Genomic DNA, 12912 nt, shown 5'->3' with positions numbered 1-12912 from the left:
AAATTAAAGAACCTGTATTTTAACACGAATTCACGGTTTGATTAAATCAAAGCCAACTTCATTTATTTGTTAAAAATTAGTTAACTTGACTTTGTACACTATGTGGCCCATAACTGTAAATGAACTGTATAAATAATACACTACAACAAAAACAATAATACCTTCCTAAACGGAGTACACACTATGATATTAAACCACCTATGGGGCTTATACGCTCACCCACTTGAAGAGTGGCAAACAATTGATAACCGACACGAAAGCTTGACCTATAGCTTGTCACACATTTTACTTATTGCTTTGTTTCCATCAACAATGGGGTATTATTCGTCTGTATACTTGGGCTGGAGCATTGGCACTGGTGGTCTAGTATTTTTAACACATGAGAGCGCGCTATTAATAGCTATAGCCATGTATGTAGCTTTAATTATAGGTGTATTTGCACTTGCCTATTTAGCCCATTGGATGGCCGTTACTTTTGGCTCTAAACCCACCTTTACTCAAACGCTTGAACTAGCGGCTTACACAGCAACACCGGTATTTATGTCTGCGCTTGCCGCTTTTTGGCCTGTGCTTTGGTTTGTTGTATGTGCTGGAATTGTTGCATTAGCTTACTCGGTTTATTTACTTTATACCGGAGTACCTATACTCATGCACATACCTGAAGAACGTGGTTTTATTTATGCAAGCTCGGTCGTTACCTGTGGGCTAATATTATTAGTCATCATATTAGCTGCCACTGCGATTCTTTGGACAAATGGCATTGTAAGCCCCATGTTCACATAATAAATTTTTAGTAACTCGATTAAGTAATGTTCAACCAACAAAAAAGGAGCTAATTAGCTCCTTTTCTAAAATTAAAATACTCGAAAGAATTAATCTGTCTCGTTTTCTTCTTGGTTATGTATCTCTAACCCTGATGACATCGCGGTTTCGCGTGTGCTTTTAGCTGTATCGTTTCTCAGTTTATCTATTCGGTTTAAATAGTTTTGATCTATGTCGCCTGTTATATATTGCCCGTCAAACACAGAAGTTTCAAATTGAGTTATTTCTGGATTTTCTTGGCTTACAGCGGCCATTAAATCTGTTAATGACTGAAAAATCAATCCGTCAGAACCAATACTTGCGTTTATATCTTCAACCTCACGGCCATGAGCAATAAGTTCAGCTGCCGATGGCATATCAATACCATAAACATTTGGAAAGCGTATTTCAGGAGCTGCTGAGGCAAAGTATACGTTTTTAGCACCAGACTCTCGCGCCATTTCCACAATTTGCGCAGATGTAGTACCGCGCACTATTGAATCGTCAACAAGTAATACATTTTTACCTTTAAATTCACGATCAATTGCGTTTAGCTTTTGACGCACTGACTTTTTACGCATTTCTTGACCAGGCATAATGAACGTACGGCCAATGTAACGGTTTTTAACAAAGCCTTGGCGGTACGGTAAATCAAGTACGCGAGCAATTTCAAGCGCGACATCGCACGAAGTTTCTGGAATAGGAATGACAACATCAATGTCTTTATCTGCCCACTCACGTGCTATTTTCTCACCCAGTTTGGTACCCATGTTTACGCGTGTTGCATAAACCGACATTCTGTCTATTGTTGAGTCTGGACGAGCAAAATAAACAAATTCAAAAATACAAGGCGAGTAAGACACTTTATCTGCACAATTTAATGAGTGAAACTGTCCATCTTCAGTCACAAAAATAGCTTCACCTGGGGCTACATCGCGAATAAACTCAAAGCCATCAGGTTTTAGTGCCACACTCTCTGAGGCAAACATGTACTCTGTGCCTTTTTCAGTCTCGCGTTTACCAAAAACAAGAGGGCGAATACCGTTAGGATCACGAAACGCTACAACGCCGTGACCGATAATCATAGCAATGGCTGCATAGCCACCCGTTACTTTTTTGTTTACCTCAGCAACGGCTGTAAACACATCTTCAGGGTCTAGGTGTAACTTGTCTGAGCGACTAAGCTCATGCGCCATAATATTAAGCAATATCTCAGAGTCAGACGTTGTATTAACATGTCGACGTGCTTCTGAAAATAACTGTTCTTTTAGTTCTTCAGCATTTGTAAGGTTTCCATTATGCGCAAGGGCGATACCAAATGGTGAGTTTACATAAAAAGGCTGTGCCTCAGATGAACTAGAAGAGCCTGCTGTTGGATAACGTACATGGCCAATACCAATGGTACCTTGTAGTCGCTTCATGTGACGTGTGTGAAATACATCTTTCACTAGGCCGTTTGCTTTACGTAAGCTAAACGTATTATTTTCAATGGTAATTATTCCCGCGGCGTCTTGCCCACGATGCTGCAAAACAGTTAAGCCATCATATATCGCCTGATTCACAGGAGACGTTCCGACTATTCCAACGATACCACACATGTAATTTATCCTCGCCGATTAACGGTTTACTGAATTTAAAAAGCTGGAGTTGTTTTCGAGGTACGAAAAAAACCATTCAACAACAAAGCCAAATTCTGGAATCAAAATAGAATTACCCCACCAGTGCGTATTAGGTGCACCAGTAAAAGCATCAAGAAAGAAGAGTAACGCGCTCACGACCAACACGCCTCGTAGAGCACCAAACACTATGCCAAAGACACGGTCAGTACCCGATAAGCCAGTACGAAGTACAAGCTGACCTAAAATATAGTTTAGTAAACCGCCTAACAGGAGCGTCGCAAAGAAGAGTATGGCAATGGCCGCCGCATTTCTTAAAAGGGGTTCAGAAATGCTTGTTAGGAAGGAAGCTAAATATTGGTAAAATAAACTTGAGATGATAAACGCGCCTGCCCATACCGCTAATGACATAGCTTCTTTTACAAAGCCGCGTATTAAACCGATGATGGTAGACAGTGCAATGATGCCAAGAATGGCGTAATCAACCCAGATCATAATAACCAATTAGTCGCTATTTTGGGGCGCATTCTATACCCAAACATCCTCAGTATGCAAGTTTAAACGGGAGATAACCGCAGCCAACCTGAAACATTTAATTAACATTTTGACAGTTAATAAATTGGCCTAAGTAATTGTGTAACATCAAAGAAAAAGGCCTTATTGTTTAAGGCCTTTTTAATTAGTTAGTTACTTCGTATTGGGTTATTTTACCGTTAAGCTTAGTAAGCTTTTTAAGTTCTGGTAATTGCTTTTCCAACTCAGTTTTATCAAGTGACGGACCAACAAATACTTTTGTTAGCGTTCCGTTAGGTGTTTTTATAGGTTTAGTAAACGTATTAAACCCTTTTGAAGTTAATTTAGCCTGTAATGCTTTAACATTTGCAGCATGAGAAAAACTACCTAACTGCACCACATAGGCCATATCAGTTAGATTTTCATCACTTTTACGCGGTGTAATAGGCTTAGCTGCCTCTTTGACGACTTTTTCAGGAACCTTAGTCTCTTCTTTCGCTTTAGCAACTTGCGGTTCAGCAATGTCAGTTTTTGTAGCTTTAGGTATGACTGACGCTTCAACTATTTTCTCTTCACTGGCAAAGTTGCTTTGTGAAATAGTATCGTCTTGCTCTAAAACGTCATCATCAGGAGAAATATCTTCAATGTTATCTTGTTTTAACGGCTCAGCTATAGCTACTTGATCATTAATTGAGTCTTGCAAGTCAATCGTTTTGAACTCAGGTCGCTCTGGGATCGCTTTAAAGCCTTCCTTGTAGTGCACTTTTTCGCCATCAAGTATGTTTGGGATAAACACAATCGCTGCGATCACCACAATACTTGTTCCAACTAAGCGATTTATAAAACTTGAGTTCACCGATATCCTCTCTATTTTTTAAAATAATTAATAGCATCTGCTACTGTAAAAAATGAACCAAATACAATTAAAATAACATTGTCTTGTTGCTTAGGTAAAATAACACTCAGTGCTCGTTCAACGCTTTCAAAGCTTTGTACCTTGTCGTGAGTAGATACGCTTTGTAGGGCTTCTTTTAAGTTATTAGCACTATCACCACGAGGGCCGCCTAAGCTAGCAAGAAACCAATCATCAACAAGATGGGCTAGCTCTTTGAGCACCGCTGCTTTATCTTTATCAGCAAGCATAGCGGCTAATGCATGAACTTTAAAGCCTTTATCTTTGTAACTTAATAACTTATTGGCTAAATAGCGAGCTGACTCTGGATTGTGAGCGACGTCTGTAAATACCAATGGCTCTGTGCTTAACTGTTCGAAGCGCCCTTCCACCACCAAGTTAGCTAAGCAATTCTTTATTACATCAACATTGGGTAATAAATTTAAAACGCTCAACACTGTTAGAGCAGTCGCTGCATTTTGCGCGGGTATTGCAGGTTTATTGAGTGTAAGGTTATGTTTTTCAAACTGCCAATTAAACGTTTTGTCATGCTCTTTAAAAATAAAGTCAGTGCCTGATAATGTCATATTGGCACTAATCTCGTTACCGTAATCAATCATTGTATGCGGGATACTTAAGTCCCCAATGATAGCGGGGGTATCTTTACGGAATATACCCGCTTTATCGTACGCCACCAGCTCTCGGGTATCGCCAAGGTATTCTTTATGGTCTAAATCGATGGTTGTAATAACACTTGCGTATGGCGTTACTATATTTGTTGCATCAAAACGCCCGCCTAAACCTACTTCTAATAATACATAATCTACTTCAAAGCGCTTAAAAATAGCCAGTGCTCCCAACGTACCGTACTCAAAATACGTAAGCGGTGTGCTCCCCCGGCCTTGCTCTAGCGTGTTGAAGGCATCAACATGGTATTGATCATCAAGCTCTTGACCATTTATGCGAACACGTTCGTTATATCGAATTAAATGAGGAGAGGCGTAAGTACCTACGCTGTAACCTTGCGCAAGTAGTAGCGATTCTAAGCAGCGAGCGGTAGTCCCTTTGCCATTTGTGCCACCAATTAGAATTATTTTACTGGGGGTATTTAGTAAACCAATATTATTGGCAACATCTGCAACGCGCTCTAAGCCCATTGCAATGTTGGCTGGGTGAACACTTTCTAAATAAAAAAGCCAATCATCAAGGCTTGATGATTGGCTAGGGATTGTTTTTGTCATAGCATAAATCAGAAAAGCTTAAATTTACGCTACTCTATGCTCTTGTTCAGTAGAAGGCAAGTTCATAAATTTAGCAAGCACACGTGCTAACGTATCACGCATTTCACGGCGGTCAACAATCATGTCTATTGCACCGTGCTCAAGTAAAAACTCACTACGCTGAAAACCTTCTGGTAAGGTTTCGCGAACTGTTTGTTCTATTACTCGCGGGCCAGCAAAGCCAATTAAGGCTTTTGGTTCAGCAACGTTAATATCACCTAGCATTGCTAATGAAGCCGATACACCACCCATTGTTGGGTCGGTCATTACCGAAATAAATGGCAATCCTTTTTCGCTCATTTTAGCAAGTGCTGCACTGGTTTTGGCCATTTGCATAAGCGACATAAGTGCTTCTTGCATACGTGCACCACCTGAGGCAGAAAAGCACACTAATGGCATGTTGTGCTCTAAACATTGGTCTACGGCATCAACAAACCGTGCGCCAACAACCGAAGCCATTGAACCACCCATAAATGAGAATTCAAAAGCAACCGCAGCAACAGGTATGCCTTTTAAGCGGCCCTTCATTGCAACTAGCGCGTCTTTTTCGCCACTTGATTTTTGGGCTGCGCTAATACGGTCTGAGTATTTTTTAGAGTCTTTAAACTTTAATACATCTTTAGGCTCGTGCTCAGTACCAAGCTCCGTGCGGTCACCTTCATCTAAAAAGTGCTCTAAACGTTTACGGCCGCTCACACGCATGTGATGGTCGCATTTAGGACATACGTTTAATGATTTTTCTAGTTCAGCTTTATATAAAATTGAATCGCAAGCTGTACATTTAGCCCAAACGCCTTCTGGAATTTCTTTACGACCTGACGACTTAGTCGTTTTAGGTAAGATTTTTTCTAACCAACTCATTTGCAACTCTCTTAATGCTGTTCTGTGTCGCGAGTCTGCTAATAAGTAGCAGACAGATTTTTTCAATTAAAACATGAATTACACAAACACGGTATAAAAAACTGGTCTTAGTAGTTAGAGGAAATTAAATTTAGCGATTAATAATTCTAACTAAATATCAACATCAGGTAAAAATAATGGCCCTAGTGGGGTTTTAGGAATATTAAACTGCTCTGGGTAATCAACATCGACTAAATACAAACCAGCGGCTTTAGCTGTTGCACTCGCTTTTGCACGCTCTTTTAAATCTAATAGCTCTTTTAGCCATACAGGTTGGTGCTTGTGTAAGCCAATATCCATTAAGCAACCGGTTATATTGCGCACCATATGATGCAAAAATGCATTCGCCTTAATATCAATTACAACGTAATCACCTTGGCGCTGAACAGATAAGTGATGAATTGTACGTTTAGCGGTATTAGCTTGGCAGTGTAATGCTCTGAATGATGTAAAGTCATGCTCACCAATTAAATGCTGACACGCCTCTTGCATTACCTTTTCATCTAGCTTGTGATGGAAATGAGTAACACCCTCGTTCATAACAGCTCCACGGTATGGATAGTTATAAATAACGTAGCGATACCTTCTTGCGGTTGCACTAAAACGTGCATGAAAGTCTTCTGCAACAGGTTGAGCAAATCGAATAGCAATATCTTTAGGTAGCAAAGTGTTCATACCCATAGTAAACGCGACCATTTCACGAGATGCATTGGTTTCAAAATGAACAACTTGGCCTGTTCCATGCACTCCTGCGTCAGTTCGCCCTGCACACACAATTTCAACTGGGTGGTTACAGATACTCGACAGCGCCTTTTCTACTTCTTGTTGTACGCTATTTACGTGCGATTGACGCTGCCAACCACTATAACGTGCGCCATTATATTCAACCCCAAGTGCTACTCGCATATTTATCGTTTTACCTACTGTACTAATTAACGGCGCATTTTATGCTATCTCGCGGCGCAATAAAAGCGACCGTGATGTAATCATATAAAAACAATAAAAAACCCATAATCAGCATCACCAATTATGGGTTTATCGTATTGAAATTAACACAAATGCTATTGTTGTAATTTTGCTTGCAAACTAAGCGCTTCTTCTTGAACTTCTTCAGGCCCTTTTGCTATTACGTCTTCAATCACCTTAAGCGCGGAATCAAAGTCGTCGATTTCAATATAGGCACGTGCTAAGTCTAACTTAGCGGAGTAACCTCCACTCTCGGCATCAACGTCTGTTGGATTATCACCAGCAAGTAATGCATCAAACTCACTTAAACCTAAGTCTATATTTACGTCATTGTAAGGCTCATGCTCAAGTTCAGCATCGTCACTTTGCTCAAGTAATGAGTCAATATCTACAAAATCGTCTTCACCTAAAGGTTTTGCGTCTTCAGGGACTGGCTCTTTATGATTGAAGACTTCTTCATCAACTAAGTCTTCTTTCAATAAAGAATCAAAGTCAACATCAAACTCGCTGCTATCTTCTATAGCAAGTTCATCGGGAGCGGCTAACTCATTGAGCAATGAATCGAAATCGGTTTCACTTAAATCAGCCATAAATTCATCATCAAGTGCTTCATCTGATACAAGGTTAGTATCACCCTGAGAGTCAACTTGAGTTAGTTCAGCTTCACGATCAACATTAGTTTGTTCATTTATTTCATCGTCCGATTCACTTATAAATGCTGGATTGTCTAGCCCAACGCTGCTATCAGGCGCTAAATAGTCCCCATCAGCGTTATTCGACTCTGAGAGTAAATCATCAAGTGTGTCATCGTTTAAGTCGTTAAGATTGTCGAGCTCACCATCTAGTTCATTAAATTCATCAATTAACAGGTCGTCATTAAAGTTAGTTCCCGCGCTGTCTATATCATCTTCAGCTGAATTTTGATTATCAGCTTCGTTGTCATTAAGCTCTGGAGTGAACGCATCGTCACTGGTTATTTCACTATTATCTTCACCTGAACCTGAGAAATCAGCACCATTACTCGGTCTATTAGGAAGTAGCTCTTCTGCTGAAACCGCATCATCGTTAACTTGAGCAATTGATCCCTCAACCTCGTCATTGATTTCAAGCTCAGCATCTAGTTCATCTAGTTCATCTAGTTCATCTAGTTCATCTAGTTCATCTAGTTCATCATCAACAGTTTGCTCGATACCTAAATCAGATGATTCAAGCTCTTCACTATTAGGTAAATCAGTGCCTGTTTCTGCTAAATCGTTTTGTGAATATTCAAGGTTTTCGTCTAAAATTTGGCTTTCATCAGTAGCTTCAGGCGCTGATACTTCAGTCTCGTCATTAGCTTCTAGCACTAACTCTGATTCATCAAACTCATTATCAATTAATGGTTCATTATCAAAGTCATCCTCTAGGCTATCTAAATCAAAATTTGATGAAAGTGCTTGCGATAGTTCTTGCTCTGTTTGGCTTGGTGATAATTCTGGTTCATGCTCAATGTCGACTTCCTGAGCAATCGCACTGCCGCCATCATCTAAATCTTGTTCAAATTCTTTAGTATCCGTTCTCTCAATGTCGTTTTGGGGCGTTTCTAAAACTTGCTCTTCAACGCCTTCGACACCCACTGAATCAAACTCTAAATCAGCGCCTAGTAATGAATCTTCGTCCGTATCCTCTGGGACTAAAACGTTGGCTTCTTCATTAATTTCAGGCTCTAAACTTGACTCGTCAAAATCGCTATCAATTAATGGCTCATCATCAAAATCATCTTCTAAGCTATCTAAATCAATATTTGATGAGAGCGCTTGCGATAGTTCTTGCTCTGTTTGACTTGGTGATAGTTCTGGCTCTAGGCCTGCGTCTAAAGTTTCATCAATTGTGGTATCACTAACTACTTCATCTAAATTTAATCCATCTAGCTCTTCGTCGTTATCAGTATCACCATCTGGCGTCTCTGAAACAAGCTCCTCAAAGTCTTCTGCATTGACAGAATCAAATTCTAAGTCGGCGTCTAACCCTGCTAAATCAACCTGTGAATCATCAAAGTCCTCTTGCGATAACAATGCTTCATCTGTAATTTCTGGTAGTGGTTCTTCACTTTCTGAATTAGTATCAAGTCCAGAATCTGACTGTTCAAACTCACTATCGATTAACGGCTCATCGTCAAAGTCATCTTCTAGGCTATTTAAATCAATACTTGATGAGAGCGCTTGTGATAATTCTTGCTCTGTTTGACTTGGTGATAGTTCTGAATCAAGTTCTTCATCAGCCAGCACCTCGATATCATTATCCGAAAAATCTGAAACCTCTTCTGCAAACTCTTCGTCATCATCTAATTCATTATGCCCTTCTTTTGTCGCGAATTCTTCAGCATCGCCTACCGCCAATAGCTCATTGTCATCAATTATTGGGACTTCATCAAAATCAGCAGTGGCATGGGGCTCATCATCAAGTTCCTCGTCAAAGTTACTCAAGTCTGCGCCCTTAGAAATAGAGTCAGCTAAATCTTTTTCTGTTTGACTAACAACATTTTCACCTTCATTGCTAGTAGATTCTTGCGTTTCAGCCCCTTGATCTTCAGCTATTTCTAACTCAGGGTAATCGTCTAACTCTTCACTAGGCGTTATTGATTCTGTTTCTAGTAATTCATCCTCAAGGGATAAATCAGAATCTGTGTCTTCTGCTAAGGGATCATCACCTAAATCAACTTCAACCTCTTCAATTTCATCGTCCAGATCATCAAGTGTCCAATCAGGGCTTTCTACGTATTCTGAGTCTTCTGGTTGTTGTAATTCATTTAAGAGTTCGTCTACACTTTGCAACGCATCATCGTTATATTCATCCAGTAAATCTTCTGGATCTAAAAGCGTGTCTGATGTGTCTGTAAAATCATCGGCCCCAAAGTCTTCAAGCACTTCATTAGGCTCTAGCTCTTCTTCAAGCTCTGGCTCTTCTTCAAGCTCGGGCTCCTCTAAAAGCTCAGGCTCTTCTGCAAGCTCTGGCTCCTCTTCAAGCTCTGGCTTTTCTTCAAGTTCTGGCTCTTCTGCAAGCTCAGGCTCTTCTGCAAGCTCTGGCTCTTCTTCAAGCTCTGATTCTTCTTTAAGCTCTGGCTCTTCTTCAAGCTCAGGCTCCTCTTCAAGCTCAGGCTCTTCTGCAAGCTCTGGCTCTTCTTCAAGCTCAGGCTCTTCTGCAAGCTCTGGCTCTTCTTCAAGCTCTGGCTCTTCTTTAAGCTCGGGCTCCTCTACAAGCTCTGGCTCTTCTTCAAGCTCAGGCTCTTCTTCAGACTCATTCTCCGATTCAGATTCAGATTCATCAATCAAAGCTGAAGCTAAAGATTCGACATCATCAACATTTAACTCTTCTTGTGCATCAGCTAAATCATCGACAGAACCGGCCAAAGCAGTATCAATGTCATCGTTTTCTTCGACTAACGACTCTGTTAGCGTTTCATTAGCTGAATCGTCATCTGCTTCATCAATTAAGCTGTCGATGTCATCCAAATCAAAGTCATCGCTTTCTTCTACTGAATTGTCTGTTAATGTTTCATTTGCTGAGCCGTCGTCCGCTTCATCAATTAAGCTGTCGATATCGTCCAAATCAAAGTCATCGCTTTCTTCAACTAACGACTCTGTTTGCGCTTCACTTACGGAATCTTCATCTGCTTCATCAATTAAGCTGTCGATATCGTCCAAATCAAAGTCATCGCTTTCTTCAACTAACGACTCTGTTTGCGCTTCATTTACGGAATCTTCATTTGCTTCATCAATTAAGCTGTCGATATCGTCCAAATCAAAGTCATCACTTTCTTCAACTATCGACTCTGTTGGCGTTTCATTATCTGAATCATCATTTGCTTCATCAATTAAGCTATCGATATCGTCCAAATCAAAGTCATCACTTTCTTCAACTATCGACTCTGTTGGCGTTTCATTATCTGAATCATCATTTGCTTCATCAATTAAGCTATCGATATCGTCCAAATCAAAGTCATCACTTTCTTCAACTAACGTATCCGTTGACGTTTCATTAGCTGAATCATCATTTGCTTCATCAATTAAGCTGTCGATATCGTCCAAATCAAAGTCATCACTTTCTTCAACTAACGACTCTGTTTGCGTTTCATTAGCTGAATCATCATTTGCTTCATCAATTAAGCTGTCGATATCGTCCAAATCAAAGTCATCACCTTCTTCAACTAACGTATCCGTTGGCGTTTCATTAGCTGAATCATCATTTGCTTCATCAATTAAGCTGTCGATATCGTCTAAGTCAAAATCGTCACTTTCTTCAGAAGTTTTATCTGATGTGTCTACTGGTTCGGCACTCGTTTGATCAAGTAAATCATCTATATCAAAATCATCGGTCGCAAGCTCTTCGCTCAATGCTGCCATTTCATCGTTAGATTCTAAACTATCACTTTGTGGCTCTTTTTCTGCTGGTGAATCAAACTCAGGTAAGCTGTCATCTTCGTCGAATAGGCTATCTAAGTCATCATTACTTAAAATATCATCAGTGCCAGACGGTTCTTGGTCTAAATCTAAATCAATATCGTCCAAGCTATCATCAGCGCTGTCGTCAAACCCTTGTTGCGTGAAAATATCGACTTCATCGTCTTCGTCACTTTCATCATCAAAAACAATATCGTCGCTAAGAAGGCCTTCTAACTCGTCTTGATCAAGTAAGTTATCTGAATCATCAAGTTCGTCTGAGTCATCTTCTAATAAATCATCATCTGGAAGCATGTCACCTTCGAGGTGATCATCTAATTGAACGCTCAAGTCATCCAATGGATCTGGAATGATTGGGTCATCAAGTGGATCAGTTGCTAAGTCATTCTCATTAGAATAAGTTGGAGTTTGCGGTAAAAACTCATCATCTGCTTGAGGCTCTTCTTGATTGCCTTTTCTTTTGCGAAGAAACATAACAATTGCAAAGATAATCAATAATCCGGGAATGAACATTAACAGCCCCAGCACAATAGGGTTTGACAACAAGGCTAATAAGTCAAAACTGCTTTGAGGTTCAACCTCTTTAGCTTTTTGCTGGGCAATTATTTCATTTTGTTTAAGTATTAATTCCTTTAGCTGCAGCTGTATTTCACTATCTTGCCCTAATTGTTGGCGAACATTTTCGAGCTCTTTAGAAATTCCAGTCAGCTGTTTTTTAAGGTTATTATTCTCAACTAAAATCTCTTCAACATTTGTTACTGAACTTTTAAACTGTTGCTGTAACTCAACTAATTTATTAGTTTGGTCTGTTTTTATTTCTTTTATTTCTTTTTGTAACTCTTTTTTGGCGTCGTCTACATCAACTTTACGCGCTTGTGTAACCTGTGTTTGAGCTGATGTTATTTCAGTTTGTGTAAGTGTTCCGTTTTTTTTCTTTTCCCATAACTCGTCATCTTGCTCGGAACGCTGCCTAGCTAGTTGAGTATTCACTCGTCTAATTTCAGATAAAGTCGGTATTTTTAGATAAGCCCCACTTCGCATATGATTGAGGTTTTGATCTAAAAATGAGTTGGGGTTTTTGTTATACAAGGCCTGCATAACTTGATAAATACTTACAGAGTTATCTGGACGTACTTTTACAGCTATACGCCAAAGTGTATCGGTGGGTTTAATCGGACCAATAGACCGCCCTTGAGCACCATAGTCAACGCCTTTAGGCCCCTTTAATTGGGTACTATCTTGTGTATATACAGGCGTTACTACCAGTGCAGACGCTAATATTATAAGTATAGCCAAACCGCGCATGCTGATCCTTTAATGTCTAAATGTTACAAAGCACTCTTAAATAGGTGCGTAAACATTGATTACTCTTGCCTTATCAGTCTAATGACTGACTCACATTTGTTATTACAATCTATTTTTGTTGCAAGCTCTATTCCAATTACAAACTATAAACCACTTAGGGCACAATATCCATTGCAACACATTGAAAAGAAATGCCTTAA

General features: G+C 39.9%; 8 protein-coding genes. 1 reads left to right on the top strand and 7 read right to left on the bottom strand.

Going from position 1 to position 12912, the window contains the following annotated elements:
- The first annotated feature begins 183 nt into the window (after nt 1-183).
- The gene (locus PS1M3_RS04645; protein WP_008128633.1) at nt 184-783 is read left to right on the top strand and encodes a Yip1 family protein; all 600 of its coding nucleotides are present in this window, start codon (nt 184-186) and stop codon (nt 781-783) included.
- A gap of 89 nt (nt 784-872) precedes the next feature.
- Here the strand turns inward: PS1M3_RS04645 and purF are convergent, their stop codons facing one another.
- From purF to PS1M3_RS04610, 7 genes are all read right to left on the bottom strand, one after another.
- Nucleotides 873-2399 (bottom strand): amidophosphoribosyltransferase, encoded by a 1527-nt coding sequence (purF, locus tag PS1M3_RS04640; RefSeq protein ID WP_010557197.1) that lies wholly within the window; start codon nt 2397-2399, stop codon nt 873-875.
- A gap of 18 nt (nt 2400-2417) precedes the next feature.
- Nucleotides 2418-2912, bottom strand: coding sequence for a CvpA family protein (locus PS1M3_RS04635; protein ID WP_006793890.1), 495 nt, complete (start codon nt 2910-2912; stop codon nt 2418-2420).
- A gap of 184 nt (nt 2913-3096) precedes the next feature.
- Nucleotides 3097-3786, bottom strand: a complete 690-nt coding sequence (locus PS1M3_RS04630) for an SPOR domain-containing protein (protein ID WP_008128638.1) — start codon at nt 3784-3786, stop codon at nt 3097-3099.
- 11 nt (nt 3787-3797) lie between these two features.
- Nucleotides 3798-5063, bottom strand: coding sequence for a bifunctional tetrahydrofolate synthase/dihydrofolate synthase (gene folC, locus PS1M3_RS04625; protein ID WP_008128639.1), 1266 nt, complete (start codon nt 5061-5063; stop codon nt 3798-3800).
- Nucleotides 5064-5087: 24 nt separating this feature from the next.
- Nucleotides 5088-5963, bottom strand: coding sequence for an acetyl-CoA carboxylase, carboxyltransferase subunit beta (gene accD / locus PS1M3_RS04620; protein ID WP_008128641.1), 876 nt, complete (start codon nt 5961-5963; stop codon nt 5088-5090).
- Between the two features lie 150 nt (nt 5964-6113).
- On the bottom strand, nt 6114-6908 hold the full coding sequence (gene truA, locus PS1M3_RS04615; protein ID WP_008128643.1) for a tRNA pseudouridine(38-40) synthase TruA: 795 nt from the start codon (nt 6906-6908) through the stop codon (nt 6114-6116).
- Nucleotides 6909-7063: 155 nt separating this feature from the next.
- The gene (locus PS1M3_RS04610) at nt 7064-12712 is read right to left on the bottom strand and encodes a FimV/HubP family polar landmark protein (protein ID WP_203986495.1); all 5649 of its coding nucleotides are present in this window, start codon (nt 12710-12712) and stop codon (nt 7064-7066) included.
- Nucleotides 12713-12912 lie beyond the last annotated feature (200 nt).

The organism is Pseudoalteromonas sp. PS1M3, from assembly GCF_016865405.1.
Taxonomy (GTDB): domain Bacteria; phylum Pseudomonadota; class Gammaproteobacteria; order Enterobacterales; family Alteromonadaceae; genus Pseudoalteromonas; species Pseudoalteromonas marina.
The sequence above is the reverse complement of the archived record's forward strand: the minus strand, read 5'-3'. Positions and strand labels throughout refer to the sequence as shown.

Coding starts and splice junctions, on each gene's coding strand:
- PS1M3_RS04645 (WP_008128633.1), top strand. CDS start 184: ATGATATTAAACCACCTATGGGGCTTATACGCTCACCCACTTGAAGAG.
- purF (WP_010557197.1), bottom strand. CDS start 2,399: ATGTGTGGTATCGTTGGAATAGTCGGAACGTCTCCTGTGAATCAGGCG.
- PS1M3_RS04635 (WP_006793890.1), bottom strand. CDS start 2,912: ATGATCTGGGTTGATTACGCCATTCTTGGCATCATTGCACTGTCTACC.
- folC (WP_008128639.1), bottom strand. CDS start 5,063: ATGACAAAAACAATCCCTAGCCAATCATCAAGCCTTGATGATTGGCTT.
- accD (WP_008128641.1), bottom strand. CDS start 5,963: ATGAGTTGGTTAGAAAAAATCTTACCTAAAACGACTAAGTCGTCAGGT.
- truA (WP_008128643.1), bottom strand. CDS start 6,908: ATGCGAGTAGCACTTGGGGTTGAATATAATGGCGCACGTTATAGTGGT.
- PS1M3_RS04610 (WP_203986495.1), bottom strand. CDS start 12,712: ATGCGCGGTTTGGCTATACTTATAATATTAGCGTCTGCACTGGTAGTA.